This window comes from Candidatus Woesearchaeota archaeon (assembly GCA_016192995.1).
GTDB lineage: Archaea > Nanobdellota > Nanobdellia > Woesearchaeales > DSVV01 > JACPTB01.
This window is the reverse complement of the sequence record JACPTB010000004.1, coordinates 45,618-72,430: the sequence shown is the minus strand read 5'-3', so window position 1 is coordinate 72,430 and position 26,813 is coordinate 45,618. Positions and strand designations below refer to the sequence as shown.

Below are 26,813 nucleotides of genomic sequence, written 5' to 3'. Positions count from 1 at the left end.
AATTGGTGTTATCATGGCTGAGATGAAATGGACTGAAAAGTTTTTTGTTAATAGCAAGTTATACAACTTGCTTTATTCTTATTTTGTTTTAAAAAGGTTGAAGAATTTTGTAGGTAAAGAGTTCATTACGGGAAAAACACTGGAAATTGGCTGCGGTGTTGGCTATACGTCTGCTTTTCTTAAAGATAATTTTGTGGTGAAAGAGTTAGTTTCTCTAGATTATGACCAACAACAAATTGATTTAACAAAAAAGAGGAAACGTGAGGATATTACTTTTGTGCAAGGTGATGCAACCAAGCTTTCTTATCAAGGTAATAGTTTTGATACTGTTGTGCAGTTAATGGCTTGCCATCACATAGCTGGATGGAAAAAAGTTTTACAAGAAACTTTTAGAGTTTTGAAAAAAGACGGCGTTTTTGTATCTATGGATATAGGTAATATTGCTTTTAATAAACTCCTCCATGTTAGTGGCTATGTTGAAGGATTGTTCACTACTGATGAATATTGTCATGAATTAGAACAAATGGGGTTTACTATTGAAAAAATACAGCGTAAAAAAGTGTTTATGATCATTGCACGTAAGCGATAGCAACAATAGTCATTAATAACAGCATTTATTTAAGAACAATCAGGTTGGTCATACCTCTACGTTTTCGTTCAAGAAGCTGCTTTTGTTCCATTTTATCGAGAATTCGAGTAATTTTTACTTTGCTGTAGCCAAATTCTTTAATCATATCACTTTGATAAGCAGAACCTTGTTTCCCGTTGATAAATTCATACACTTTTTTCTCATCTTCATCTAAGGTTGAAATATCAATAGGTTTGAAATTATCGTTCGTAGTAACTTTTCTATCTCTACGTTCATTTTCTGATGAGGGAGTCTTAAAAAACAAATAGGCACCAGTTCCTAAAATGAGTACAGTAACACCAAAAGCAAATAACAAGTACCACGATGCATTGCTTGTATGGGCAGGGCATTGTTCCATGCTAAGATCAGTATTGGCATCAACTGCTTCACAAAGAAAAACATCTTTCTGGTCAATATCAAGTTTTACTGAAATGAGAATAGCGATAATAATAAGCGAAGAGATAATTAATATTGAACCTACATTTCTATAATTGAACTCCATAACTACACGCAACCTCAAATAGTATTTAAATCTTATCGACTTTAGTACGTAATAAGTCTTCTATGGTTTTAGCCCCAGTTCAGCTCAAACATATTATTTCGATTGGATTTTTCTCTCTGGCACTCCGAAAAATCCCCAAAGCGAATTTAAGAAGAGCTTCACAAGAGTAGGCGCTAAAACCCCAGACTTATTACGTACCGACTTTAACTATATATTCAGTGGTAAACATGCTTTCTGACACATATCGTACAAACACCTTTGATAGCTAGACATTCATGGCACTGACATGATGCTTTTCCAGGCAGATAGGCATGTTTCTCTAAACAAGGTGCGCACATAGTTTTAAGCTCCATACATCCTTTACATTGACATTTTTCATCCATAATATCACCGATTCTTAATTATATCTTTGATTATATCTTTAATATTAGTAGATTAGTATTACCTAATATTTTTTTCTCAACTACTCCTCTTTCGACTAATTTTTGTATTGTTCGTGATACCTGCACTTTAGAAAATCCTGATAATGCAACTATTTTGTTTTGCTCGAGATTTTTGTTATTGTCAAGAAGAATTTTAATGATAAGCCGTTCTTCTCTTGGCAATATTTTTAAGATGTTTTCTAATTGCATTTTCGTTAATTTCATTTGAAACATAATAACGACTGTTGCTCCAATAAGCAATGAAATAAAAGAGATCACATACACTATTATGGGAAGCTGCTGATTGGTGTCACTGGTGTAAACACCATTAACTATGGCAAAGAGTATTCCTAATATAAACACTAAACTTAAAGCAGTAATTAGTCGTTTGTTATCTATTTCCATAGTTGTTTCCTGTTTACTTATTCAAGTTCTTTTTTTAATTGTTGATATTGTTTTGATGTTATTTCTCCTTTTGCCAATCTTTTTTTCAAGATTTCATCTGCTGAATCATTATCACTGCATTTTAATCCAAAGATACTGCTGTTTTTTATCAGCCACCAAATAACAATGAAAAACAAGGCTAAAATAAGTATCTGAAACAACCACCAACTGCCCATGTGACCAAATAAACCTGAACTATAGTGCATCATCGTAACCACCTTATTCTGTTAGTATCACTAGTTATATTAATAGTTAATGGCATGCCATTCTCGTATTACTATTTGTTCCTTGTTTGATCTTCGTTGTAATATACTGTTGTGGTTGATACCATTTAAGCTTATCATTGTTATTATAATTCATATTATTCATCATCTGCTGGATAGGAATGTTCATCATATTCCCCATGCTTATTGAATTAGTGTTTGATCCATACATGTTTCTCATATACGATGACATTGTATCCTGACTACCGCCTATCTCGTTCCCATCATATATTCCATGAGCAGATACCGCAGTGCTAATCAATACAACCACAACTAATCCTATGCTCAATCCATATATTGTTTTTTTGTTCATATACATTCTCCGATCATTGCTGACCATAGTATCATAGACTGAAACAAGATAACTATTTTACTGAAACAAGATACGATAATAGGGTAGTTGCACAAAGAAAGCAAACAACGTGATTTTCTAGGTGAAACTAGTTTCACCGTTATTTAAATAAGGTGTTTCAGGAAACTAACTTGTAACATCAATTGTTTCATAGTGATGCAAACAATAAACAATGATGTGAACAATAATCAAATTGGATTAAGGTGAAATCATGGAATGGATGAAAAAAAATCCTAATAAGGTTATGGCGGTCTTGCTGATAGCAACACTATTAGTGGTGACGTTTAACGCGTTTCAATTAAAAGCATTTCAAGGTAAGGTTTCTACGCTAGCATCTCTGGCTGTAGCTGGGGGTGGAAAAACTGCGCAAGGTGGAGGTGCGGAATTGCAGCAATCTCAACCAACTGCTCAAAGTCCTTTACCCGATATAATTCCAAAAGGTGTACCAGCTATTTATGGCAAGGAATTAGGGGTAAGCTTTGATGATGTTAGTTCTTCTAATCAACAAAAGGCAAATGAGGTTATACAAAAACTTGGTGATCTAGATAATACCATTACCTTAACAGGAGCTGATAAAGAACGTTATATTAATGTATTGTACAAAAAAGAAAATGGCATTGCCTGTGAATACTGTTGTGGTGCGCGATCAGTGATTTTTGAAAATGGTGAGCCAGCATGTGGATGCGCACATAGTTATGCTATGCGTGGATTAACGAAGTATTTAATCACAAAACATGGTAAGGAATATACTGATGACCAGCTTCTGGAAGAAGCTGGAAAATGGAAAACGTTGTTTTTCCCCGGTATATTACAACAAAAAGCACAGGTTTTACAGCAAAAAGGAATTGCTTTGAATTATATTAATCTTGCCAGTAATAAATACAGAGGTGCTGAGAAAGGTGCCAGTACTGGCAGCGGATCAGGAATGGTCGGAGGTTGTTGATTATGGATAGTTGTTGTAAAAAAGAATTAGGCAGTCAGTATCTAATGATTGGTTTAATGATCTTTTTATTTTTGTTTTCATTAGGCCAGGCATTTCAGATTGCGGCATTGGATAATGTTGTTGAAAATGGAGCAAGTTCCGGAGTAAGCTTGTTATCCACACCTCTTGCAAGCTCTGGAGCTCCTGCTTCAAAACCTGCTGCTGCGCCAACTATGGTTGGAGGTTGTTAACATGAAAAAAATAATTGTTTTTTTTACTTTTTTATTATTACTGATGGTTGTAGTAACCAGTTGCTCAAAATCTACTCAGCTGCCATCACAAATAAAGGAAATAACTATGTATAAAACACCTATGTGTGGATGCTGTGGGTTGTATAATCAGTATTTGAATAATAAATTTGATGCTCCAGTTAAACTTGTTGAAATGCAGGATATTAATCCTATCAAAGAAAAGTATGGCATTCCTTCAGAAGTTGAGAGTTGCCATACAACAGTTATTGATAATTATTTTATCGAAGGCCATATGCCGCAGGAAGCAATTACTAAACTTTTAACAGAAAAGCCTGAGATTAAAGGGATTGGAATGCCCGGCATGCCGTCGGGAAGTCCAGGAATGCCAGGGAATAAGCAAGGTGATTTTGTTGTTTATGCAGTACAGAAAGATGGCAGCGTTACTGAGTTTATGAGAATTTAGATGGTGCTCTCTGATGAACAAAGCTGCGTTTATTGAAGCATTGAAAAAACATCATCATAAGATATTGATGCTTGTCTGTATTATACCAATTATCATATGGATCATGGTAGGTTTTTCGTCCGGTTTCAAGCAGAGTTATCTGGTGTTGGTGTTTTTGCTTCTTTGTCCCTTAATGCATATCTGGATGATGAAAGAAATGCACAAAGGTAAAGAAACTAAAGATGAAAAAGATTCAAGCAACACTCATACAGAACATAAAGAAGGTGGATCATCATGCCATTAAAAAACTTTTATCAGCAGCATAGGGAGAAGATAGTCATAGTTGTATTTGTTGTATTTACTACAGTCATGCTCTATGTCATGCATCCTGGGTGGTTTACATGAATAGAAAACTTATTTTGTTGCCGTTTGCTTCAATAGCTGGAGCATTTACTCAAATGCCATTTGTTTCAGCGCATTGCCCTCTTTGTACTATTGGCGCTGCTGCGGTAGCTGGCGGAGCAGCATGGATGGGAGTTAATCATGTTGTTATTGGATTATTTATTGGTGCATTTGCTATGTCTCTTGGCTACTGGATAGCTAAACTCATCAAAAAACAATACTTTCCACTTCAATCATTAGTCATTATAGCTTTCTCTTATTTGAGCACTATTATTCCTTTAATTCCTCTGTTGAAAAGTAATTATCCTTTGTTTATTTCGTTGTATGGTGATTATGGAACATGGTTGAATAAAACCTATCTTTTTAATCTGTTTGTTATTGGCAGTCTGTTAGGGGGTCTTATTGTCGTACTTGGACCTTGGTTAAGTAAAAAACTCACCAACTTAAGGTCAGGAAAGATGATACCATACCAAGGAGTTCTGTTAACATTCAGTATGTTATTACTGGTGGGCGTTCTTGTACAACTAGGGATGTAGTATGGACGGCATATTTTATGAATTATTAATTATTGTTGGATTTTTTATTCTTTTGTTAATACTTAAACAATTCCTTCCAAAATCAATGCAGAAATCATTTTGTGTTATTTGTGGAGCTGTTTCATTAACATGGTTTTTGTTATTACTCTTGTTAAACAGCGGTTTATTTACTAATAAAGTAATTATTGCTTTATTGTTAGGGCAGAGCACCGTGGGAATTTATTATTTTATCGAGAAAAAAGTTGCTGAGAGATTTCACGTTTTTCGATTGCCATTTCTTCTTACATTGTTAGTAGTTGCATATATTCTTATTAGTTTTCCTTATAATTTTGTTTTTGAATTTACCATAATATTTAGTTTATGGATTATTTTTATCTTACTGTATTTTTTCAGGCATAATACTTCTTTAAAAAACCTTGTAAAAAAGATTGCACAGTGCTGTAGAAATTGGTGAAATAAATGATTAAAAATATCAAAGAAAAAATTATAGCGAAAACCGGTACTGTTTCAGGCGCAGCAAGTATTTTGGCATCATGGCAGGTTTGTCATAATGTATGTTTGGTATTAGTTGGTTTATTAAGTGTAATAGGAATTACTATAGTTGGTATGCCATTAGCATTCCTGACGAAATATGCTGTTGTGATTTGGAGCATTGCTCTCGTGCTGTTATTGTTAACAGTTTATTTTTATGTTGCTAAAAAATGCATCTCTTTAAAATTAATATTGTTTAATAGCGGATTGTTAATCGCAGGAATTCCTTTTCCATCTTTACAAAAATTTATAAAATTATTTTGGTTGTTAGGTGGAGCCGTTATCCTGATCAGTATTATTTTATTTATTAAAGAGAAATATGAAAAATATAATCCACAACAAAGTCGGAGGCGATGGTAATGGTTTTGTCGAAGAATGAATATCTCATGTATGGAATAGTTTTATTTGGTGTTATAATCTTAGGGATTTTTGTTTATAATTTTTTGTTTACTCCAGAGAACTTGCCGAACACATCAATTTCATCAGCGCTGAGTTTATCAACTATTTCGACAGGTAATACAGATGATGGTAATGTTGCTATTGATTTAACACCTACAAAAATCGAACAAGGAAAATTATTGGTAGATCTGGCAGCAAATACTCATTCCGTTGATTTAAGCCAATTCGATTTGAAACAAATTATAAGCTTGACATTTGATGGAAAATCCATGAAACCAGTAGAGGCTCCAGCATTGTCAGGACATCATGCTAATGGCATTCTTGTTTTTAATGCGGGAGAAGCATTGAAGTCATTCACTATCACTATTGAAGGAATTCCTCAAGAGCAGAGAAGGGTTTATCAATGGTAAACAAGATGATTGTGGATGAATATTATTTTTTATCTAAGGTATAAGACATTATCAACAGTATTTACAATGGATTGAAGAAGGAGGATTATTTGGATTTATAGATAGAATACCTATGAGGATAATAGATTATAAATTAATGTATGGAGAAAGTTTAGGAGCAGTGAGATTAGAGAGGGTATAATTTTTCATGAGACTTATTTTGCTGGGGGGCATTGAACTTTAGCGATGTTTTTCATTTTATTGTCCTCATGTTTCCACTAAAATAACCATGGAAGGTTGTTCCTTTTAAATATAGCGTAGGTATTTGCAATAGTACGATATTGATTAAAAAAAGGTCGAAGGGAAAAAATATCCAAAATAAGAGTGTGCTGAAGCTTAACGTGTAGAGAATAGCATGTATAATTTTGTTTTTTAGCGAATATTGTTCTTTCCATCTTGTTTTTGTTATCATCATCCCGATAGAAATATTGTTATTAAAAATTATGATAATTATCTTGTAAATTAAAAATAGGATTATCACTATTATTTTTTTCATGATAATCGAAATTTCAGAAGTAAAAACCAGAGGAAGTGAAACAACTAAAATAAAACAAACATTGATAGCAGAATTAAGCAACTTTTCAAAAGGTGTTGTTTCGCTCATCTTCTTAATGTATGTACCAAACATAAATTATCATTTCCTGATAAACATACGCTCAGTGTTGCAAGCATTAATCCGAAATCTCGAACAGCTATTTCATTATAGCCGAGACTTATGATGATGCCTACAAGATGGAGTGCTAATAATAAAGCAGCGATTCTTGTGCATAAACCAAGTACTAATAACACGGCTAATATTATCTCAAATATGCCATTAATCATAATTAATACAAGTGGCGGTAATGGTAGTGTAGTTGCAAAGTCTGGTAGATAACCTAAAAATGATGAAGGATCAAATACTTGGTTTAATCCAAACCAGAGAAATACTAATGAAACACCTATTCTTACTAAACAAGGAGCATATTCTTTCCATTTTTCTGTATTGATCATGCCGATATACCTTTTGACAATGGTAGTAGTGTACAATTATACTTACAATCCTTACATTTTGTTTGTAAACAGGTTTCAGGTACGTAGCGATGTTCTGCCGCCCATGATTTCATATTGTCAAATAAATTAAGAAGTTCTTTTCCTTCTTGTGTAATAAAGTATTTTTTTCGTTTATCATCTTCTTTGTTTGTTTTTAAAATTAATTTTATTTTTTCTAATTCATATAATCTCGCAGAGAGAATTTTACCCGTTATATTTTTAAGTTGCTTTCTTAGTTGATTAAATGAGGTTATATTTTCTTCGTTGAGTATTTGTAATATGAGAATATTCCATTTCTTTCCTAATAATTTAGTCAAAGTAAATGGAAGACATTGCATAAGTATCCTTTAAGATACCTACTATTTAAATATTTTCCATTAAACTGCCTGTAATGAGGTGTTGGTTTATGAAACTCAATTCTATTTCAAAGTCTGAACTTGTATTAAGAATCGGTATTTTTGGCAGTTTTCTTGGGCATGGTGTTTTTGCTCTGATGATCAAGAAAAGCTGGATACCTTATCTTACTATTGTTGGTTTTTCAGAACAAACAGCAACGACGTTGCTGTTTTTGATAGGTATAACTGATATTTGCGTAGCACTCTTTGCATTGTTTAAACCATTGAAAATAGTGCTTCTTTGGGCAACTATTTGGGGATTTGCTACTGCACTTATCAGACCAATTGCTGGTGAACCTATTTGGGATTTTGTCGAAAGATCAGCAAATTGGGCAGCACCATTAGCTTTATTAATAATACAAGGATTTCCTCGTAGCTTAAAGGAATTATTTAAAAAGTAAAGATAATCATTGAGGGGGCGTTATTATGAAAAAGACAATGGTATTTTTGTTATTAATTATGTTCTTTGTCGTTGTGAGTTGTAGTAAACAAGAAAGTGATAAGAATCTTAAAGATCAAGGCAAGGAATTTACCATAGGTATTTTAGCCACTTTAACAGGACCAGCTGCTGTTCACGGCACTCATGTTATTCTTGGCGCAGAGAAAGCAGTTGAAGAACTTGCTAATCAAGGAGCAAAAATCAAGCTTGTTGTTGAAGATAATAAAAATGACCCAAAAGAAGCATTAACCGCTTATCATGCTCTTGTTGCTTCAAAACCAGATGTTATTTTTACGACAATGTCAGGAGCATCAGCAGCAATTATTCCTCTTGCTGCGGAAGAAAATATTCCTGTTGTTACTTCTTTAACCTATGCAGATTTTCAGCAGTATAATAATGTGTATCAATATTTTCAGACTCCTGATACCTTAACAAGTATAGCAGTTGATTTTTTTAAGAAAAGTGATATAACAAAAGTTGGTTTGCTCAGCCAAAATATTGAGGCAGGCCATGCTTTAATGGACATTGCTCAGAAGAAATTTGGTGAACAAGGAATTACCGTTACAGGAATAGAATATTATCTTCCAACAGATACTGATCATAAAACTGTTATTACAAAACTTGCTGCTCAACAACCAGAAGCAGTCTATGTTTTTGACCTACGACCAGATACCATTGTTAAAGAACTTAAAGAACAATATTCAGGCATTATTGTTTTTACTGATACTCCTGTTGCAACTAATCAGCATAAAACTGTTCCAACACTAGAAGGTGTTTATGCTGCAGCACCTTTGTTTATGATTGAAGGAACTGACCAAAATAAACGTTTCGAGAATTTATTTGCAAAAACTGATGCAAATGCTGAAGCAGGATTTGGTTATGATGTTATCAAACTGATCTGGCAAAGTCATCTTAAGGGTGATCTACCTAAGTCTATTCTTAATCTCAGTAATTTTGAAGGTTTAGCAGGGGATATTGATGTTAGAAATTCTCGAAGACCATTATTACCCATGGTGATGGTAAAAATACAAGATAAACAACTTGTTAAAGAATAGTTTAGATTCAATTTCTTATCTTATTTTCTTCCAGGTATTTCCTGTATCAAGACTTTTATAAATACTATTGTCTTTTGTAGCAAGATACACTATTCCAGGGTTATTACTATCAAAGGTTATGTGTAATACTATGTCATTATCAAATAACGAATTCTTTTTCCATGTTTTACCACCATCAGTACTTTTTGCCAACCCTAATAGTTTTGAAAAAGAGAGCATAATATTTGGATCTTTTGTATGGATTGCAAGTGCAACTACCATGTTGTTTTGAAATTGCTCAGATGCTGATACCCACGAATAACCTTTATCATCACTAACCATTAACCCATCTACAGTGCCTGCATATATTCTACTCTCGTTTATGGGATCTCCTGCCAACACAAATACCAAAGGAAGGTTAGCTTTCAATAAATTCCATGCTTTTCCTTGGTCATTACTTTGTTGAAGTGCTCCATTATACCATCCAGAGATACTATTTGGATTTGCAGGATGAACCACCATCACATGAAAATCAACAGGACCATTAACTCCATCAGAAATCTTCTTCCAGGTATGACCTTGATCATCTGATCTTTGAAATCCTAAGTTTCCTCCAGATTCAGGATGACCACTGCGGTAAAATACGTTTGCATTCTTAGGATCAAGAGAAAAACCCATAAAATCATCTTCACTCTCTCCTATTTTATATAATCCCGTGTCATTTATTAGTACATATAATCCATGGTGTGTTGCAATGTATAATTTAGAGCTATCTTCCTTGTCAACAGCTATTCCATGAATATGGGAAATTGAATTTACTTGCTTTAAATTTACATCACTATCATTATCGTTTTTTTGTAGTAATATTGTTACTATAATGGCTAAGACAACTATAAGACTAAGAATGGTAACTATTGTTTTATTCATTTTTCACCTCTTAGTTTTACCCATAATCTGTTTTTTATTATATTCTTTTCATTCTTAACAACAATGAATTTGAGACAACTGAAACGCTGCTTAATGCCATTGCGCCTCCGGCAATCATGGGATTTAATAATCCCAGCGCAGCAATGGGAATGCCTGCAGTGTTATAAAAAAAAGCCCAAAACATATTTTGCTTTATTTTTGCCATAGTCAATTTACTTAAGCGTATTGCTCGTGCAACATCGCGCAAATCATTCCTCATTAACACTATATTGCCTGTTTCCATAGCTACATCAGTGCCAGAACCCATGGCAATGCCAATATTTGCCTGCGCAATAGCTGGAGCATCGTTAATGCCATCGCCAACCATGGCAACTTTTCCTTTTCTCTGAAGTTTTTTTACATAATTTGCTTTATCTTCAGGCAAAACTTCAGCAAACACATTCCTTATACCAGCTTGTTTTGCTATTGCTTGGGCAGTTCTTTCATTGTCGCCAGTAATCATAAATACCTTTATCTTCATTCTTTCTAAAGCAGCAACAGCATGCTGAGATGTTTCTTTTATAGTATCAGCGACAGCAATAATGCCTATCACTTTTTTGCCTTTTGCTAAAATCATTGCAGTTTTTCCTTCATCTTCTAATCCAGTAAGCCTATCAATATATTGATTGAAATTTATATTAAATTTTTTCATCAGTTTATTGTTGCCAAAATAATATTTCTCTTGACCAATATTTGCCATAACACCATGTCCTGGAATTGCTTTGAAATGACTAGGTTTTTTCAATGCCATATGTTGCTCTTTTGCCTTTTTTACTATTGCTTCAGCTAAAGGATGTTCAGATAATTTTTCAATTGAAGCAGCATCTTCCAAAACTTTTTTTTCAGTGCTATTGTTGAGAGTTATAATATCGGTAATTTCAGGCGTTCCGTTCGTTATGGTCCCAGTCTTATCAAAAATAACAAATTTTATTTTATGGGCAGTTTCCAGCGCGCCTCCACCTTTAATCAAAATACCTTTTCTTGCACCCATACCAGTGCCAATCATAATTGCTGTTGGTGTTGCCAATCCAAGGGTGCAAGGGCAAGCAATTACTAACACCGCAACAGCTGTTAATAACGCAAAAGAAAATTGCTTTTCTATTCCCAAATACCAAGCGAAAAAGGTGATAAAAGCAATCACAATAACACTTGGTACAAAATAGGCGGAAATAATATCTGCAAACCGCTGAATAGGGGCTTTTTTTGTTTGCGCTTCTTCAATTAATTTAACAATATGCGCGAGTGTCGTATCAGCTCCAACTTTTTCAGCTTTAAAAGTGAAGCTTCCAGTCTTATTCATGGTTGCGCCAATGACATGGTCTCCTTTCTTCTTCTCAACAGGAATGCTTTCGCCAGTAATCATGCTTTCATTTACCGCAGAATGACCGTCAAGTACGATCCCATCAACAGGGATTTTTTCACCTGGTTTTACGAGAATACTATCTCCTACAATAACTTCATCAACAGGAATTTTCATCTCTTTGCCATTTCTTATAACCGTTGCAATTTTCGGTGATAAACTCATTAATTTTCGTATTGCCTCAGAAGTTTTACCTTTAGCTATAGCTTCAAGCAATTTTCCCATTAAAATGAAGGTGATTAATATAGCGGCAATTTCAAAATATTGACCTTGTTCTGGTAGAAACAAAATAACATACACACTATAAAAATAGGCTGCACTGGTGCCGATTGCGACAAGAGTATCCATATTGGCGCTTTTGTTTTTCAAAGCTTGCCATGTTCCTTTATAAAATTCCCATCCTGAAAAAAACTGCACCGGCGTTGCAAGAATCCATAGCATATATTCTTTATAAGGGAGTTCGATATTAAACCATCCCAACACCATAGCAATGATAAATGCAGGAATAGTGAAGAGTAAACTGAAGTAGAATTTACTTTTTAAATGATTAATTTCTTCCTTCCTTTTTTTTGCTTCAGTATCAGCGCTGCTTTTTCCAGTCGTTACTGATGCTTTATAGCCTCTTTTAGAGATTGCTTCTGCTATTTGTTGTTCAGTTATTTTGTTTGGATCAAAGTAAACTGAGGCTTTTTCTGTTGCAAGATTTACTACGGGATTTTGTATGCCTTCTAGTTTTTTTAATCCTCGTTCAATAACACTGACACAACTCTGGCAGGTCATTCCTTGAATGCTAAACTCTGCTTTTTTAACATGCATCTTTATTTTTTCAGATTTTTCTTGTTCCATGTTATCCACCTATAAATACTGATGGCGGCGCATAGAGCATGACGCCAGTTAATAGTAATAAGACTATGCTGCAGTTGATAAAAAAATCCCCTAATTGCATCGGCTGGCGAATAATATTTTCATTATCCTCAACAGCCTCTTCATAAATCATATATGATAATCCAAAGAGAACTAACATGTTTAATGCTATAAAAAAAGGCATAAACCACACTAAATGATCATTAAACATCATTAAACTTATCATTGGTCCCATAGTGCCGCCCATAACCCCAGCCATAAGCCCTTCCATTAATCCCATGATGCCGCAGCATTTTCCACAATATGCTCCAATCCCTGCGCCAAGGAGCATTCCGGTTAATGCGCCAATAAAAAAACCATTTGTTGCGCCAATAATAGAACCAATCAGTAGCCCAGATTGCATACCAATAGTCATGCCAATCATCATGCCAATCATACAAGTGTATTGTGTTTTGTATGCTTTAATATGCCAGATTGCTCCGCCTAAAGTTGCTATAGATATTGCAAGATACAACAACCACACTCCATAGGTTGTCAAGAATTCAGTATTTGTTTTATGTTTGTAAAAAACAACAATACCTTCGATAAATAACATAAGTACAAAGGTAATGCTGATATTTTTTAACATTAAATATTCTACTTCATATTTCTTTTTATCCTTCAAAAATTCTTTTGCCCGCTCAGTTATCGTTTTTCTTTTTTCTTCGCCAAGAATTGCGCGATAACCTTTGTCTTTGATCGTTTGCGTAATATTTTCAAGTTTTATTAATGTTTCATCAAAGGTTACATCAATATAACGATCTTTTATAATGACATTTTCAATACCCTGTAATTTACTGAATGCATTGGTTAAGACTTTTACACAACTCTCACAGGTAATATCAGGGCAATATATTCTTTGTTTCATAGCTTACACCGATGTTATACATTTATATCCTCTTTACTTTATAGCTGCCTTCTTTTTCAATAGCTTCTATAATCTTTTGTTGATCCAACGTAGTATTGACGATTATCCTGCCTTGTTTCTTTTTTTCATCTACTTCAATAGAGACTACATTAGCTCCAAGCTCTTCTAAAGAATCTTGCACCAGCATCTTGCAGCTTTTACAGTGCATTCCTTCAACCTGGAATTTCATTAATGACATGCTGTCACCCCTAATTGCGCTATATGTTTTAATGCTTTCTTTTCAACGACATGTTTACAATACATATCTATATGTGTTTGCATTAACATGAATAATGGTTTTATTGTTTTGGCATTTATTGAGTAAATTCGTTCTTTGCCTTTTTGTTCAACAGTCACAAAACCGCATTCTTCTAATCTTCGCAAGCTATGTGAGATAGTAGATTGGTCATATTTTAATTTTTGCTGTAGATTAGTAACATTGCTTTTGTCCCTGATGAGTAACTCAATTAGTTCCAATCGTACTTGATTAGCTAATGTCCCAAAAAATTGTTGATAAGGCTGTTTTAAAGCTGTTTTCATTCTTTATGTTCTCATCTTGTTATGATATGTTATTAATGACATATGTAATTGATACCATATATATAAATATTGTTGTTTTTGACCAAGTTTTATCTTTATTCTATATAAGAACAAGCTATCCATTCAAATTCTCCCGTTACAGGATTTTTTATAAAGCAGTTTGATTCTCCTATTAAACCTCTGCATAGTGTTATGGTTTTATTATCTTCTAAGTAAGGTAATGATTCCTTGCCATAACATCTACAGTCTTTGAGGGTAGTATCACTTTGTATGTTACATGAGTTGGTATTTCTCGAGAATAATACTAATATCAAGAGAAATATTAAAAAACTTATCATAAGGATTTTCTTTGTTGAAGCTTTTAGCTTGAGGATATAATCACCGATCAGAACTAATGCGTATATAATAAAAAACAATCCCAACAACGCAAAAAAGAATTTTACTACAAAGATTTCCCTTACTAGTGCTGGAAGCATGTCTCTTAAGAGAAAAATAAAAGCTGTACTTAAACTAATAAAGATTGTCGTCCAGAGAGATTCGTTTTCCTCCATATATATTATCTATATATAAGTAATATATAGTTTTTGTTTTTTATAGTAGGTTAATTGCTACTGCCAATATTTAAAAATGCAACTTGATTTCTTCAGGTAATGCATCAACGATATTTTGAAGCAACTAAGCGGAGATTAACTGATGTAGTAAAACCACCCCACAATACAAGTCTTGTTCCTGAGGCGTTTATGATAGCGGCTGAAATTGATCTTTTTTCAACAGGTCGTTATAAACAGCAATTTGCACATCCTGAACAACGACGTTATGAACATTTTCGTTATGTACACGAAGATCATGGAGGAAATTTTGAAGAATTACCCGTAAGAGTTGGTACAACTACATTAGACCTTGTACAAAAAGGTCAAGAATCTAATCTCGAGTCAGTGGTACTTATACATTCATCAACACCAGAAACTTCTTCCGGGCGATTACCTACTGGGCAACGACATGACACCATGGGTGGAAGAGATTTACTTTATGTTCTTCTTCATAATAATGGAGTTATTTCAGTGGTTTACTTTAACCAACCTCAAGCAATTGCCCTGAGTTGGTATCCAACCTCTCAACAAGGATTTGGAAGATTTTCTTATCCACCAAATGTTGATTATGTCTTGCCTCCATTAGTTCAAGCCTTACGTCATGGCAACCTCCAAGATTATCTTCGAGAACCAACCTTCAGAGCAATGCCACGTTTTGTTGAATTGTTCATGGATGTTTATAGATTACAGTTGGAGTAGTTTTTATGAATTTTTTAAAAAAAAAATAAGGTGTACATGTACTTGATTAGGTTAGTAACTACTCTTCTTTAAATCTAAATCTTTTCTTACTTTATCATAATATTTATGATCTCCAAGATGAAATTCTATGTATATTTGGTTTTTGACTTTCACTAATAGAATTCTATATTCTGTATTTCCTACACTAAAAGGATAGCGAAAAGTTAGTAGTTGGTTAACAGTCCATTCTTTGTATACTTTGTTGGAACCAATAAATATAGGTTGAATCTTTCTCTTTATTATTTCACTGAGCCAATTATAGATTTTTTCAGCTTTTACGTCAGTAAGTTGTTTAACAATCTGATCAAAATCATTACCTAAAAATTCTATTTCATAATTTTGAGTTATAATTTCTTGTATCTTTGTTTTAAAATATTCACTATCAACCATTGGCTAAACCCCTTGTGATGTTATGAACTAATCCATATAAATAATCTTGTGCTTTGTACTCTCGTAAATCTTTATAATTACTTGCCTGTGTGTAGAAAAATCGTTTAATGTAGGATGGTTCAGCGTTGGTTTTTACTATATTTGGAAGCTCTTGTTTAAGATATGATAAAACTTCATCAGTTTTCTTAAATTGTTTTATCTTTTTTGATAATTGATAAGAATCAAGAATATTTTTTGTTTTAAAATATTCAGTATATAGAACTAAAAAACGCAGTTCTTTTTGAAAGGTTTTTTGATTGTTTAATATTGTAGGAATTGCCTCATTAATAACGTCCCAAAAGTCTGTTAAAGTAACTTTCAACGGTCTTATTGGAAGAATATTTTTTGCTATGCAACTTTTAGCAATGGAATGATAAAATAAAGAATAAAGATCATTAAAATCAATAATAGTTATTTTTATCTTCTTATTCTTTATTTCTAGTTTTTTCTTTGTTCTACTTACTACAAACACATCAATATCCTTATACTTTTCTTGAAATAAGAACGAGCCTGTAATAAAACAATAGTTAGTAGGAATGCTATTTAAGATTGATTCTCCTTGTATTATCCGTTCTTTCATGATGGTGTTATTATGCGGGTTGTAGATGATCATAATGTTACTTATTTTATACAAGTATTTAAATTTTACTGTTATTTTTAGTATTTTGTTTGAAAAAGGTACTATCTGACAAACTATTTTCTTACTTTAATAAGGATATTACCACAATATTTATATATCTATTGTATATACTATGGATATATGACAACTGATATGATTACTTTAAAGTTAGATCGCATTTTTTTGAAAGAGGTAGATTCTGTTGTTAAGGAATTTGGATTTCAAAATAGGACTGAATTTATCCGCAATGCTTTGCGGGAAAAGCTTGATGAAGCAAAAATGAAAAAAGCAATTTTAGAACTATCATCGTTAAAAGGCGTTGCCAAGAAAAAGATTTCAGTTGAACAATATGAACACATAAGAAAAACAGCGTTTGATTCATTATAATAATTCTTCTGGTTTGTAATGGTTTGAAATATCTTTTAAATAATTGAAATCTTTATCGCGTGTTATTAAAATGAGATTATTATCTCTTGCAATGATAGCATGAAGGACATCACCTGGCGGCAAGTTTCTTTCTCTGGCGATTTTTCTTGCTTCATTTCTCTGGTTTTCTGTTGAGATCATCTTTTCGATGTTTTTTTCAAACGGTTTTATCATTCCTTTTACTTCAGGCATAGAATAATATCCTTCAAGTTCTCGTATCAAAATATCGGTTATTATTAAAGTATGTTCTTTAGCTTTTATCAAACTAAATAATTGCAATGCAAAATCTCCTAATGGTTCATTATTGTAACCTTTTCTATCTTCATAAATATCCATCCAAATTGAAGTATCTACATAGTATCTTTTAGTCATACTTGTTTTGTTGCAATGTTTATTAATAAATTTAGTGATTGCCGTCGGAAATGTTTCGGAATAGATGGAAGGTTTGCGGAGAAATGATCATATCTATTTTCACTTTTTGCAGTTCTTCTCATGTTTTTCTGCATCTTCTAAAGTTGTGTGCTCCTTTAAACAATACTCGCATTTGTAAACTCTTTTTCTGATGGGACTAATACTCATAATGTTTCCACAACCCGTACACCTTTTCTTTTCAGTCTTTAAATTCTCAACATCAAATCGTAAGATTAACTCTGTTAAACATTTTGGGCATTTAGTTTTTATTGTTTTATATTTCTCACCTTTTTTGATGGTATGTTCTTCAGAAATTCTAAGGATATTTTTATCTTTGTTTGCATCTTTTTCTATTCTTTTATTTGTACTCCAAAATATAACTCCTACAATTATAAGTAAGATCAAACCTGTTAATGTAAATGCATTAGATCCAAATATTAATCCAAAAATAACCCATATTCCTAAAAAAATTATCACGCTTAACATGGTCAGCTTCATCGTTTCTTCAGGCGTATTTTCTTTATGTATAAATTGAGTTAAAATTTTATAATTATTTGTGTTATGTATTTTATTTTTGCAACTAGGACAGGAAGCTGGAATTTTAGAATATCTAGTTTCCCAGACATAACTGCACAAGTTACATACTAATTTATATCCAGTAATCGTTTCTATTGGCATACGTTAAGATTTAGCTTATACTTTATAAATGATACTATCATTTAGATGAATTAACTAATTCATTTAAAAAATCTTGATTTGGTTCTCTTACTTTAATTCCCAATTGTTCAATAGCTTCTTTTTTTCCATTCACAATAAAATCATTGCTATTTTTTGTCAAAAAATAATCACACTTATGAATTATTGCGGTTTCAAGGAGCCAAAGATCAAAGAAATCATTGCTATCAATCTTTGGTTTTCCAAATATCTTTGCTAATTCCGCGATTATTTTTTCATCACTAAAAACACAATTGTCAAAAGTAGAGATATCAAATCTCCCACCTTCCAAGATTTTTTCTTTATTATTAATTATTTTTAGGTATGTGTTTCTAAAGGTTTCAATTTGATTTGTTAATATTTGTTCTTTTTCATTAACTGTTGATGTAATTAATTTGATTTTACCTAATCCTTCTAATTCATCTAACTTATTAAGAATTAAATCCTTTTTCTTAACATTCAAGCATCCAGTATCCAAGGCTATCTTTATCATTTTAATTATTTTTCATGTTTAATTAATTTTAATATTAAAAATTAAAAAAAATACGCCACAGCCCAGCTTAGGACTTGGTGGGTGTAATCGCCATCGCTGAATTCTTATTACTTGCCTCCTTAAATTTGTTTAAATTATTTAAAATATAAGCCTTTGCATAACATTCTAAGTAGTTATTTAACTTATTTGATTCTAAATCTAAAGCTCTAAATATATTCAATAAATTTTTTGAATGACTTGGATCCTTCTTGAATTTATCTATACTAACTATTAATGAACTTATTGAAAATGACATCAGGAATATTATTGAAGAAAATGCTTCTGGAATTTTATTCACTCTAAAATTATCTTGAATTGTTTTTACCACTACTTTAAACCTATTTGGATTAAATAAATAAATCGCTAATATATGTGGTTGGAGAATAAACCATTTTTTAACGTCATTTAATTGCATTTGATTACATTCTTTTTCAAGCTTTTTTATTTTCTTTATATCATATCCTAAATCGAAATTCATACTTAATATTTTAATAATTTCTTTAAAATAATCATCAATTATTTTTTGATTATCAAAATAATAATCTGAATTAATAAAAAAATTAAAATTATCTATTGTAAAAAATATAAGTAAGAGTCTCCTAAATGTAGTTTCATCATTCTTTATTTTAAATACTAAAATCTGCCTATACTTTCTATCTCCCTTTGGTCTATTTTTTTTATCTTTGAACTTAAATTCACCTATTTTGATGAACCCTTTTGATTCTAATGTTCTTGCTGTTTTCGAAATATTTCCTCGATTACTCTGAAAGATTATTTTTGATCCATTCTTTAATTTGCAAATTTCATCATTGATATCTTGTTCCCTATATTGAGTACTATAAACAAGATTAAAATTGAGATATCCATTTTCAGGATTGAGATTTGAACTGATAATCTTCTTAAAATCCTTACTATATTTTTGATATTCTTTAATTCTATGTTTATAATTAAGTAAACACTTTATCAAACTGAGTTCATCTTCTCCTATTAAATCTGGATCAATTGTTACCATAATAATGATTATGATCATAACTACTATTTAAAAGTTCCTATTTAATCTGTCCATATTTAATATGGACTTTCTTCTATTAAATTTCTTTATTTAATAACTACCTCAGTCATTGTTATCTATGATGATTAAACTAAAACCGCGAACAATATTATCTCAAAATTATTCATTTATGATTACCTTGCCACATGTATGGTTAGAACATCATCAATTGAACAAGCAAAGCAAGGTTTTGCTTTCTATGGGGGTGGAGGGTGAATTAATAATCTCACCAATAAAATGAAAATGGTGTTAGTGCAGTTAGATAAATCATTAGAATCTCAATTTCCCAAAGAGTTGAAATGGATTAGGCAATTTTATTTTCAACAATTGGATAATATGGAGGACAAATAAAATGGTAAATGAAAAACAAGTGGATGGTGCAGATAAAATTCAAGAATTTACACAATATGAAGTCAAAAAGACAGCTGAAAAAATCTCGCAAAAATGCAGGGATTTGGGTGTAATCTGCGGTAAAATTATTTTAGATTATAACATTGAGGAAGGAAAAGAATTGATTAAAAAATATGATATTAAAGCAGTACCTTTTTACGTATATAGTGGTGAAATTAAAGAAGCAGTAAACTTTGCAAAAATTGAACAAGCACTTGTTGAAAAAGAGGGTACATATTATATCAATCCTAAAGTAGGAGTTTCAGTTAAGATTTTGCAGCCTCCTGGCACAAACAAAGATCATGTAAGAGGAAAAGCAGACGCTTCAGTAACTATCATTGAATGGGCTGATTTCCAATGTCCATTTTGTGGAAGATGGTATGAAGATACTTTACCCTATCTTCAAAAGGAATATATTACAACGGGTAAAGTAAAATTAGTCTTCAAGCATTTTCCATTAAATTTTCATGAAAACGCCCAAAAGGCAGCAGAAGCAGCAGAATGTGCTGGAGAGCAGGGTAAATTTTGGGAAATGCATGACTTATTGTTTGAGAATCAAAACGCTTTAGTGATTGTAGATCTTAAAAATTATGGTAGAGAACTTGGTTTAATTGAAAATGAATTCAATGATTGTTTAAATTCTGGGAAAATGGCTTCAAAAGTGAAGAAAGATATGCAAGAGGGTAATGTTCTTGATGTTAAAGGTACACCAGCGTTTTTAATTAATGATGTCTTTGTAAGTGGTGCTTTACCTTATGAACACTTTGAAAAGCTAATAAATGAGGAGTTACAATGACTACACTTAAAACAACTACAGGAAAGTTAGTAGATAAAGAATTACTTATGAGAAAAATTAATAGGAACTACCTGATGGTCTATATATTAGTTCCATGTGGTTTAATTTCAATGTATTTTGGAATAACTACTACTAATGAATCCTTAAGCTTAGCTTTAGGTGGCATAGCCGGAGCTGTTTTACTCTCTGGAGCATTTTTAGAGATAGCTACTAAAATTATAGAGAAAAAAGCAATAAAGGGCGAGAAAATTTCAGAGTGGTTGCTTGATAGAATTTAGTGTTTTATTAGTAAAATATAACTTATCCATAAATTTATGGTATAATCTTTATTTTATTGATTAAATATTTTATTTATTTTTGAAAAACAAAAGACATTTATGTTTGAGAGAATTTCTTTCTTTATGGATAGATCCTTTAAAGAGGAATTAAACTTGTCATTTTGGAGAAGACTTACAGGTAGGCAGGATCCTACCTTATTAAGAAAGATAACTTCAATTTTACTTGCTGCTTTTTTTCTATTTTTGACTTTTTACTTAGGTTTTTATTTTAATATATGGATGACTGATTATGATGTAAATGCAAATTTTGAGCCTTATATCAAAGATAAATTATTTCTACCAATTATCATCACTAATGGACCAAAAGAAGTTACAAATGCTTCAATAAGTATTAAAACATGCTATATGGATAACTATGAAGAATATTCTATTGGGAGACTTATAGAAGGGCAAGAATACAATATTGAATTTGTTGATAATGAAACTGTCTATGTCTTAGGAGATTTATATACTCAAACAAATTTTCAGTGTAATCCAACAAATATTAGTACTGGTGCTCAATGTTGGATAAAAACTTATAAGGTTGATGGTATGTTATATATTCCAGAACAACAATGCAAAAAATACAAATGTGGGTATTGTTCTTATGAACTGCTATTTATTTCTAACCAATTATCTAAAAATTTCTCGGGAAGCTTCCCAGCCCCAGTTGAAATACCTGAATTTACCATGAAAGTAAGCCAAAATAGAGTAATAGATTCAAATTCTACACTCGAGGAATATGCTGCCATAGGATTAAGTATTTTTAGTTATAGAGATCTTTGCCTTTTAAATGCGTTTGATAATCAAACCTTATGTAATCAAATACTTGAAGGTGATAGTATTGAACAAAGACGATAAAAAATTTATTATTCAAGTTAATTTATCAAATAGGGATTCATTAATCTCTATGGCAAATATACTTTTCTCATCTGCTTTATCATATATTACAATAATTATTGCTTTGTACACTGCATTGATCTCTCTTAATAACGGATTTAGCGACATCAATATTATCATTGGTGTTTTTCTCTGTTTAATATCTGTACCTTATCTTAGATGGTCTTTTGTTAAATACCATCAATGTATGAAAAATGCAAAAATATTTAATAAACAGTATCAGAAATATTATTTTGAATTGTATCCAGATTTAAAGAATCAACTTCATTAAGTAATCAAATAAACGGTCGTTTATTTGAAATTTCTTTTTTTATCTTAAAATGTTTAATATTATACAATAGGCATTTATTTGATATTTACTTTAATGTTGCCATTACAGTGTTTATTTCAAAATGCCTATAAAATCCTTGTTTTATTAAAAGAGTATCTATTGAGACTATTGGTTCATCTATTATTTTAATTTCTATCTTTTCATCTTTGTCCATTTGTATCCCTCTGAAAAAACAACTCTTTTAATCTATTACTATTAGAGATGTTTTTATTTATAATACTTTCTGCCTCTTCTCTTGAAAGCTCTTTACATTTCTCTGATTGAATAATAGCTATTTGAACGGGTCCGCCTACTTTTGCATCTTGAGTTGCAGTTTCTGTTATGATATAAGCTAATAAATGTTTTAATTGTTCTGTATTCATTTCAGGCGAATAAAGCCTATTCATTAGATATAACGCATATTGTGGAACACCTTGCAACCCAAAACCATAATTGTGTAACATTGGAGCAAAATCATATACACTTAATAATGAATAGATCTTAGGAATAGTATATTTATTATTGTGGTCTAAATCATATCCTCCAATAATTATTCCTAAAACAGGTCTTACAAAAGCAGGGTTTTGAGGATGAGGTAATGGAGGATATTTCAAAAACCATTCATCGTATCTTTGTTTAAATTTTTTCCTTGAAAATTCCATAACTTCTGTAACACTTTTTATATTAGCTTGCTTTAAATCATTAACAATTTCTTGGATTATAGTTTCTCCAATTTCAGCAGAACCAGAAGCTAATAACACTGCATTTTCATTCAATTTGACTACCTTTTTCATAGTATCATTTTGTGCGGTAAGATTTTGAGGGTCTCCAAATGTTCCTCTACTATCAGAAGCTAAAACCATCCCATCTATAGCCTTTGCACAAACTATTAAAGTCATAAAACTGGAATTTTCTCCCTATTTATATTTGTTTCTAACTTATTTTTATCATTTTTCATTATATCTTAAATAATATCCTCCTTTCTTTCTAACTTTTTTATCCTTACTCCCTTCAGGTCTACCAAGTATTTTTCCTTGCCTTCTTGCTCTTTCTAGCCCTGCAAGTGTTCTTTCTCTGATTATTGATCGTTCTAATTCTGCAAATGCAAACAATATTTGTGCGAAGAACTTGCCATTAGCACTGCTAATGTCTATGTTGTCTTTCAAAGATATAAAAACAATATTTTTCTTAATGAATTCATCCATCTCTAATGAAGCTTCTGAAACACTTCTTGCCCACCTGTCAAGCTTCCAAACCAGAATCCCATCAAATTCTTTATATCTTAATTTTTGTATTATTTCATATTTAATAGGTCTTGTTTTTCTTGTGCTTTCTTTCTCTTCAAATAGTTCATATTTCCAATCCATTCTTTTAGCATATTCTTCTAATTGTATTCTCTGATTTTCAGGATTTTGATCTATTTTGCTTGTTCTACAATAGATAGCGATTTTCACTGGCTTGCACCCTTGACTTTATCTTTGAATTTATTAAATGCTTCCAACAATTCTGGATTCTTTGAAATTTCCATCAATAACTGAATACTTTTATCCATTTCATTCTTCATTAATTCTTGATCTTGCAAAACAATATCTACGCTCATTGCTCTTCCACATTTTTGGCAATATCTACAGATATTATCATTAATTGCACCACAAGCACACTTCTTTGGAAGTCTTTGTTCTTCCTTATCATTACTTTTTATTCCCTTAATGTGTAGGTATGCATCTTCTAATTGTTCAGCGCATAAATGTACATAATTTCTGACTTGTCTACTTCCAAGTGTCCAGCCCATAAATCTGCACAGTAATTGTTCAGTTAGTTTTGGTGCTAACAAACTTGCCCTAGAATGCCTAAACCAATGCATGTTTTTTCTCTTTCTAACTCCTGCTCTTTGAAAGCACCTATCAATTAGTTTTTGTACCCCTCTATGTTGCATCGGCTCTAATTTTCTATTTGTGCTTTCTGTTAACCAAACGTATGCATTTTCATTATTCTTGAAAGGATGAAATTCTAGATATTGCGCTAAATACGGTATTGAATCAACAATTGGGATTTTTCTTAATCCTGTTTTTCCGTCTACCACAATTTTAGAACAATTTTCATTAATTATGCAATCTTTTATTTGCATTCCAAGAAGTTCAGCAGCTCTTATTCCAGTTTCATGTAATAATTTTACTATCGCTCTTTCTTTTGGAGTGCTACATCCTTTCTGAATAATTGCATTAATATCTTCGTCTATTATAATTGTAGTTGGATCTATTCTTTCTCTTTTGTAAGAAATCTTGATATCTTCTTCAAGAAACTCATAAAATTGGATAGCTTCCATTCTTTCAGTTTTATCATCACTATAAATTCTAGCATCGTTCTTTTTCAAAAACTTGTAAAATTGCTTGATTGTTCTTCGATAATCTGCTTTTGTTGCTTCAGAATAGGCCGTTTGCCGATTAAATTCAGCAACAATACTCTGAATATCCTTTTGTGTTGCTTTATCGAAATCTTTTGCTAATAATAAAGAAATCTTTCTTAATTCGCTTGATAGTTTAGTTACACGCAAGTCTTTTGTTCCTGTTGAATAAAGGTAATTATGAAACTCTGTAATTAAATCCTTGTTTTTAGGGCTTGTTTTCCAAGCTTTTAGCAATTTTAGCTCCCTTTCATAAATACCTTCTCGCCATTTCCCATAGATATGTAGTCTTTTAGTTTCCATTTTTATATTTCATAAGAATTAGCGAATATAAAAAACTGTGAATACAAGCCAATACCCATTTGTATTAAATATGGCATGGCTTTGTACCCAACAGGTTAAACGCCACAGCCCGGATTTGAACCGGGAATTCCTTGCGGAAACTGGATCATTGCGTGGAATCTGTTTTCATTTCTTGCTTACGCGTAATCAAACAGAGGCTAGACCTAGCAATCTTGCGTCACCCTATGCCTTAGCTTCAGGTGTCAGCGCAGTACCAGGTTGTGCCACTGTGGCATTAAATTATCAAGAACTCTCAATGCTTTTTAAAGGTTATGGAACAGATAGTCCTCTATTTTTTAACCAGAAATAGACTAGAATAACTATTAAAATAACTAATAGTACTGTTATAACATCAATAGTCACTTTTTTATTTTTTTTTGGCATTTTGCATCTCTTTTAATTGTTCTTTTATTCTTTGTAGTTCGTATTGTGTATTAATCTGTGCATTAAGTATTTTAATGTTTTCTTCATGATCTTGTAAATTTAACCATATTGTTAATATAATTATCACAATACCAATAACAACTCCTAATAAGTCTTGCACTGCTCCGCTATATACACTTATAGCAAAGCCAACAACACCAAGGATTATATCTTTTGCATCTGCCATAAACTAATAATTTTTCTTTCATTTTAATTTCTTTTGCTTTTTTATAAAAACTTCACTTCAACAGGCATATTTGAGATTTTTTCATATACTAAACCGTCTTTTCTAATAGGAAGCCATTCAAAAAGAATTGCATCCAATGGCCTCCACATAGCAACCCATGCAGTAATGATAATGCCTTCAGCTATTAATCTGCTGACTAAACCTTCAAATGAAAATGCAATCCACTCTGAAATTGCCAATGAGATAAATAAAAATAATATTGCAATGCCAAATTCAGTTCTTGCTTCTTTAAATTTGAGTTTTAAATTTCTTTTTGCAAGAAAATGCTGGTACTTAAAAAAATGGTGAATAGCATTTTTTATTTCATGGGGAGTAACCTTTTTCTTAAAAATGCCTGGCAAGTAAATTATCAATTTTTGTTTTTGTGCGATATGAAATTCCTTGACCGTGCCAACGATATAGGCAACAGCATCATCATCAAGGTCTTTTTCAAAGAATGGAGCAGGGTCATACGTATTAAATAATTGTTTTAAACTTTTTAGTTTTATTTCTATTAAAATAGTGTCTTGTTCCTTATTATATAATGTTTCAAACTCATTGCCATAACCAGATGGACTTTCTTCTTTTAGTTTAAATGCCATAATTATTTCCTGATTCCTATATTTATAATAGTTTCCATGAGAAAGGCTCCGGTGAAAATATAGTTTTTGGCATCTTTTTGTGAGGCTCATATATAATGTTTCAAACTCATTGCCATAACCAGATGGACTTTCTTCTTTTAGTTTAAATGCCATAATTATTTCCTGATTCCTATATTTATAATAGTTTCCATGAGAAATAGTTGATAATAACAAAGTAAAATAAATAGCGGAGAGTGGATTTGAACCACTGACCTTCGGCTTATGAGCCCGACGGGCACTCCAATCTGCCCTACTCCGCTCTCTCTGCTATCCAAGTATAAAGAATCAACTCACTCTTTATAAATATTCCTTTGAACCTGACTCTGTAGAAAATGCAGTTTTTGGTGCCATACTGGTGATTATCCTTCAAATTAATATGTTGGGAAAAAAGGAAATTCCAATAGGAATTTTTTCCTTCTTATAATTAAGTGAGATAAT

Annotated in this window: 42 protein-coding genes and 2 tRNA genes; 18 read left to right on the top strand and 26 right to left on the bottom strand. The window is 31.9% G+C overall.

Features of this window, described 5'->3' with window-relative positions; translation table 11 throughout:
• Window positions 1–13: 13 nt before the first annotated feature.
• Window positions 14–589, top strand: coding sequence for a class I SAM-dependent methyltransferase (locus HYY69_03430; GenBank protein ID MBI3032501.1), 576 nt, complete (start codon window positions 14–16; stop codon window positions 587–589).
• A 25-nt stretch (window positions 590–614) separates the two neighbouring features.
• On the opposite strand, the gene HYY69_03425 is transcribed toward HYY69_03430, so the two are convergent.
• The 5 genes from HYY69_03425 to HYY69_03405 all read right to left on the bottom strand — a co-directional run bounded on the left by HYY69_03425 (window position 615) and on the right by HYY69_03405 (window position 2,572).
• The gene (locus tag HYY69_03425; protein MBI3032500.1) at window positions 615–1,130 is read right to left on the bottom strand and encodes a hypothetical protein; all 516 of its coding nucleotides are present in this window, start codon (window positions 1,128–1,130) and stop codon (window positions 615–617) included.
• A 215-nt stretch (window positions 1,131–1,345) separates the two neighbouring features.
• Window positions 1,346–1,513 carry a hypothetical protein gene (locus tag HYY69_03420; protein ID MBI3032499.1) on the bottom strand — a complete coding sequence of 56 codons (168 nt, stop codon included), beginning with the start codon at window positions 1,511–1,513 and terminating at the stop codon, window positions 1,346–1,348.
• A 30-nt stretch (window positions 1,514–1,543) separates the two neighbouring features.
• A complete protein-coding gene (locus HYY69_03415; GenBank protein ID MBI3032498.1) occupies window positions 1,544–1,957 on the bottom strand; it encodes a hypothetical protein in 414 nt (137 codons plus the stop codon).
• A gap of 17 nt (window positions 1,958–1,974) precedes the next feature.
• Window positions 1,975–2,205 (bottom strand): SHOCT domain-containing protein, encoded by a 231-nt coding sequence (locus HYY69_03410; GenBank protein ID MBI3032497.1) that lies wholly within the window; start codon window positions 2,203–2,205, stop codon window positions 1,975–1,977.
• Between the two features lie 43 nt (window positions 2,206–2,248).
• Complete coding sequence (locus tag HYY69_03405) at window positions 2,249–2,572, bottom strand: hypothetical protein (protein MBI3032496.1); 324 nt, start codon at window positions 2,570–2,572, stop codon at window positions 2,249–2,251.
• A 250-nt stretch (window positions 2,573–2,822) separates the two neighbouring features.
• Here HYY69_03405 and HYY69_03400 point away from each other — a divergent pair, with 250 nt between their 5' ends.
• The 8 genes from HYY69_03400 (at window position 2,823) to HYY69_03365 (ending at window position 6,504) form a co-directional block, all read left to right on the top strand.
• Window positions 2,823–3,554: a hypothetical protein gene (locus HYY69_03400; GenBank protein MBI3032495.1), complete on the top strand. Its 732-nt coding sequence runs from the start codon at window positions 2,823–2,825 to the stop codon at window positions 3,552–3,554.
• A 2-nt stretch (window positions 3,555–3,556) separates the two neighbouring features.
• Complete coding sequence (locus HYY69_03395) at window positions 3,557–3,784, top strand: hypothetical protein (GenBank protein MBI3032494.1); 228 nt, start codon at window positions 3,557–3,559, stop codon at window positions 3,782–3,784.
• 43 nt (window positions 3,785–3,827) lie between these two features.
• Window positions 3,828–4,247: a hypothetical protein gene (locus HYY69_03390; GenBank protein ID MBI3032493.1), complete on the top strand. Its 420-nt coding sequence runs from the start codon at window positions 3,828–3,830 to the stop codon at window positions 4,245–4,247.
• A gap of 13 nt (window positions 4,248–4,260) precedes the next feature.
• Complete coding sequence (locus HYY69_03385) at window positions 4,261–4,530, top strand: DUF2933 domain-containing protein (protein MBI3032492.1); 270 nt, start codon at window positions 4,261–4,263, stop codon at window positions 4,528–4,530.
• Between the two features lie 97 nt (window positions 4,531–4,627).
• Entirely contained in the window at window positions 4,628–5,164 is a 537-nt protein-coding gene (locus HYY69_03380; protein MBI3032491.1) for a hypothetical protein, read from the top strand.
• 1 nt (window position 5,165) lies between these two features.
• On the top strand, window positions 5,166–5,618 hold the full coding sequence (locus tag HYY69_03375; protein MBI3032490.1) for a hypothetical protein: 453 nt from the start codon (window positions 5,166–5,168) through the stop codon (window positions 5,616–5,618).
• 5 nt (window positions 5,619–5,623) lie between these two features.
• Window positions 5,624–6,055 (top strand): hypothetical protein, encoded by a 432-nt coding sequence (locus tag HYY69_03370; protein MBI3032489.1) that lies wholly within the window; start codon window positions 5,624–5,626, stop codon window positions 6,053–6,055.
• Window positions 6,055–6,504 carry a hypothetical protein gene (locus HYY69_03365; GenBank protein MBI3032488.1) on the top strand — a complete coding sequence of 150 codons (450 nt, stop codon included), beginning with the start codon at window positions 6,055–6,057 and terminating at the stop codon, window positions 6,502–6,504. Before HYY69_03370 ends, HYY69_03365 begins: the two co-directional genes overlap by 1 nt.
• Window positions 6,505–7,143: 639 nt before the next feature.
• Here the strand turns inward: HYY69_03365 and HYY69_03360 are convergent.
• Window positions 7,144–7,533, bottom strand: coding sequence for a DoxX family protein (locus tag HYY69_03360; GenBank protein MBI3032487.1), 390 nt, complete (start codon window positions 7,531–7,533; stop codon window positions 7,144–7,146).
• Entirely contained in the window at window positions 7,530–7,910 is a 381-nt protein-coding gene (locus tag HYY69_03355) for a helix-turn-helix transcriptional regulator (GenBank protein ID MBI3032486.1), read from the bottom strand. The genes HYY69_03360 and HYY69_03355 overlap by 4 nt, the downstream gene beginning before the upstream one ends.
• A gap of 68 nt (window positions 7,911–7,978) precedes the next feature.
• Between HYY69_03355 and HYY69_03350 the strand changes: the two genes are divergently transcribed.
• Both HYY69_03350 and HYY69_03345 read left to right on the top strand, forming a co-directional pair.
• Window positions 7,979–8,368 carry a hypothetical protein gene (locus tag HYY69_03350; protein ID MBI3032485.1) on the top strand — a complete coding sequence of 130 codons (390 nt, stop codon included), beginning with the start codon at window positions 7,979–7,981 and terminating at the stop codon, window positions 8,366–8,368.
• 25 nt (window positions 8,369–8,393) lie between these two features.
• The gene (locus HYY69_03345; protein ID MBI3032484.1) at window positions 8,394–9,461 is read left to right on the top strand and encodes an ABC transporter substrate-binding protein; all 1,068 of its coding nucleotides are present in this window, start codon (window positions 8,394–8,396) and stop codon (window positions 9,459–9,461) included.
• 15 nt (window positions 9,462–9,476) lie between these two features.
• Here the strand turns inward: HYY69_03345 and HYY69_03340 are convergent, their stop codons facing one another.
• The 6 genes from HYY69_03340 to HYY69_03315 form a co-directional block, all read right to left on the bottom strand.
• Window positions 9,477–10,367 carry a hypothetical protein gene (locus HYY69_03340; GenBank protein ID MBI3032483.1) on the bottom strand — a complete coding sequence of 297 codons (891 nt, stop codon included), beginning with the start codon at window positions 10,365–10,367 and terminating at the stop codon, window positions 9,477–9,479.
• 37 nt (window positions 10,368–10,404) lie between these two features.
• On the bottom strand, window positions 10,405–12,612 hold the full coding sequence (locus tag HYY69_03335; GenBank protein MBI3032482.1) for a copper-translocating P-type ATPase: 2,208 nt from the start codon (window positions 12,610–12,612) through the stop codon (window positions 10,405–10,407).
• A 1-nt stretch (window position 12,613) separates the two neighbouring features.
• Window positions 12,614–13,537: a heavy metal translocating P-type ATPase gene (locus HYY69_03330; GenBank protein MBI3032481.1), complete on the bottom strand. Its 924-nt coding sequence runs from the start codon at window positions 13,535–13,537 to the stop codon at window positions 12,614–12,616.
• 22 nt (window positions 13,538–13,559) lie between these two features.
• Window positions 13,560–13,766, bottom strand: a complete 207-nt coding sequence (locus tag HYY69_03325) for a heavy-metal-associated domain-containing protein (protein MBI3032480.1) — start codon at window positions 13,764–13,766, stop codon at window positions 13,560–13,562.
• Window positions 13,766–14,116 carry a winged helix-turn-helix transcriptional regulator gene (locus HYY69_03320; GenBank protein MBI3032479.1) on the bottom strand — a complete coding sequence of 117 codons (351 nt, stop codon included), beginning with the start codon at window positions 14,114–14,116 and terminating at the stop codon, window positions 13,766–13,768. Before HYY69_03320 ends, HYY69_03325 begins: the two co-directional genes overlap by 1 nt.
• A 95-nt stretch (window positions 14,117–14,211) precedes the next feature.
• On the bottom strand, window positions 14,212–14,667 hold the full coding sequence (locus HYY69_03315; protein ID MBI3032478.1) for a hypothetical protein: 456 nt from the start codon (window positions 14,665–14,667) through the stop codon (window positions 14,212–14,214).
• 99 nt (window positions 14,668–14,766) lie between these two features.
• On the opposite strand from HYY69_03315, the gene HYY69_03310 reads away from it, so the two are divergent.
• Complete coding sequence (locus HYY69_03310) at window positions 14,767–15,405, top strand: hypothetical protein (GenBank protein MBI3032477.1); 639 nt, start codon at window positions 14,767–14,769, stop codon at window positions 15,403–15,405.
• Between the two features lie 51 nt (window positions 15,406–15,456).
• Here the strand turns inward: HYY69_03310 and HYY69_03305 are convergent, their stop codons facing one another.
• Complete coding sequence (locus HYY69_03305; protein ID MBI3032476.1) at window positions 15,457–15,834, bottom strand: hypothetical protein; 378 nt, start codon at window positions 15,832–15,834, stop codon at window positions 15,457–15,459.
• On the bottom strand, window positions 15,827–16,486 hold the full coding sequence (locus HYY69_03300) for a hypothetical protein (protein MBI3032475.1): 660 nt from the start codon (window positions 16,484–16,486) through the stop codon (window positions 15,827–15,829). The genes HYY69_03305 and HYY69_03300 overlap by 8 nt, the downstream gene beginning before the upstream one ends.
• Before the next feature lie 147 nt (window positions 16,487–16,633).
• On the opposite strand from HYY69_03300, the gene HYY69_03295 reads away from it, so the two are divergent.
• Window positions 16,634–16,879, top strand: a complete 246-nt coding sequence (locus HYY69_03295; GenBank protein MBI3032474.1) for a hypothetical protein — start codon at window positions 16,634–16,636, stop codon at window positions 16,877–16,879.
• Here the strand turns inward: HYY69_03295 and HYY69_03290 are convergent.
• The 4 genes from HYY69_03290 to HYY69_03275 form a co-directional block, all read right to left on the bottom strand.
• Window positions 16,874–17,290, bottom strand: coding sequence for a PIN domain-containing protein (locus HYY69_03290; GenBank protein MBI3032473.1), 417 nt, complete (start codon window positions 17,288–17,290; stop codon window positions 16,874–16,876). The genes HYY69_03295 and HYY69_03290 overlap by 6 nt on opposite strands.
• A gap of 99 nt (window positions 17,291–17,389) precedes the next feature.
• Window positions 17,390–18,007, bottom strand: coding sequence for a hypothetical protein (locus HYY69_03285; GenBank protein MBI3032472.1), 618 nt, complete (start codon window positions 18,005–18,007; stop codon window positions 17,390–17,392).
• 37 nt (window positions 18,008–18,044) lie between these two features.
• Window positions 18,045–18,536 carry a hypothetical protein gene (locus HYY69_03280; protein MBI3032471.1) on the bottom strand — a complete coding sequence of 164 codons (492 nt, stop codon included), beginning with the start codon at window positions 18,534–18,536 and terminating at the stop codon, window positions 18,045–18,047.
• Window positions 18,537–18,603: 67 nt separating this feature from the next.
• On the bottom strand, window positions 18,604–19,587 hold the full coding sequence (locus tag HYY69_03275) for a hypothetical protein (protein ID MBI3032470.1): 984 nt from the start codon (window positions 19,585–19,587) through the stop codon (window positions 18,604–18,606).
• 118 nt (window positions 19,588–19,705) lie between these two features.
• On the opposite strand from HYY69_03275, the gene HYY69_03270 reads away from it, so the two are divergent.
• The 5 genes from HYY69_03270 to HYY69_03250 all read left to right on the top strand — a co-directional run bounded on the left by HYY69_03270 (window position 19,706) and on the right by HYY69_03250 (window position 22,300).
• Window positions 19,706–19,867 (top strand): hypothetical protein, encoded by a 162-nt coding sequence (locus HYY69_03270; protein ID MBI3032469.1) that lies wholly within the window; start codon window positions 19,706–19,708, stop codon window positions 19,865–19,867.
• A gap of 111 nt (window positions 19,868–19,978) precedes the next feature.
• A complete protein-coding gene (locus HYY69_03265; protein ID MBI3032468.1) occupies window positions 19,979–20,812 on the top strand; it encodes a DsbA family protein in 834 nt (277 codons plus the stop codon).
• Window positions 20,809–21,090 (top strand): hypothetical protein, encoded by a 282-nt coding sequence (locus tag HYY69_03260; protein MBI3032467.1) that lies wholly within the window; start codon window positions 20,809–20,811, stop codon window positions 21,088–21,090. Before HYY69_03265 ends, HYY69_03260 begins: the two co-directional genes overlap by 4 nt.
• 99 nt (window positions 21,091–21,189) lie before the next feature.
• Window positions 21,190–21,990: a hypothetical protein gene (locus HYY69_03255; protein ID MBI3032466.1), complete on the top strand. Its 801-nt coding sequence runs from the start codon at window positions 21,190–21,192 to the stop codon at window positions 21,988–21,990.
• Window positions 21,974–22,300 carry a hypothetical protein gene (locus HYY69_03250; GenBank protein ID MBI3032465.1) on the top strand — a complete coding sequence of 109 codons (327 nt, stop codon included), beginning with the start codon at window positions 21,974–21,976 and terminating at the stop codon, window positions 22,298–22,300. Before HYY69_03255 ends, HYY69_03250 begins: the two co-directional genes overlap by 17 nt.
• A gap of 200 nt (window positions 22,301–22,500) precedes the next feature.
• Here the strand turns inward: HYY69_03250 and HYY69_03245 are convergent, their stop codons facing one another.
• The 7 genes from HYY69_03245 to HYY69_03215 all read right to left on the bottom strand — a co-directional run bounded on the left by HYY69_03245 (window position 22,501) and on the right by HYY69_03215 (window position 26,635).
• Complete coding sequence (locus HYY69_03245; protein MBI3032464.1) at window positions 22,501–23,238, bottom strand: hypothetical protein; 738 nt, start codon at window positions 23,236–23,238, stop codon at window positions 22,501–22,503.
• A 48-nt stretch (window positions 23,239–23,286) separates the two neighbouring features.
• Window positions 23,287–23,793: a recombinase family protein gene (locus HYY69_03240; protein ID MBI3032463.1), complete on the bottom strand. Its 507-nt coding sequence runs from the start codon at window positions 23,791–23,793 to the stop codon at window positions 23,287–23,289.
• Entirely contained in the window at window positions 23,790–25,046 is a 1,257-nt protein-coding gene (locus HYY69_03235) for a tyrosine-type recombinase/integrase (GenBank protein ID MBI3032462.1), read from the bottom strand. Before HYY69_03235 ends, HYY69_03240 begins: the two co-directional genes overlap by 4 nt.
• A 100-nt stretch (window positions 25,047–25,146) precedes the next feature.
• Window positions 25,147–25,319, bottom strand: a tRNA-Arg gene (locus HYY69_03230).
• A 133-nt stretch (window positions 25,320–25,452) separates the two neighbouring features.
• Window positions 25,453–25,695, bottom strand: coding sequence for a hypothetical protein (locus tag HYY69_03225; GenBank protein ID MBI3032461.1), 243 nt, complete (start codon window positions 25,693–25,695; stop codon window positions 25,453–25,455).
• Between the two features lie 41 nt (window positions 25,696–25,736).
• Entirely contained in the window at window positions 25,737–26,489 is a 753-nt protein-coding gene (locus HYY69_03220; protein MBI3032460.1) for a hypothetical protein, read from the bottom strand.
• Between the two features lie 71 nt (window positions 26,490–26,560).
• Window positions 26,561–26,635: transfer RNA gene (locus tag HYY69_03215), tRNA-Met, on the bottom strand.
• Window positions 26,636–26,813: the final 178 nt, after the last annotated feature.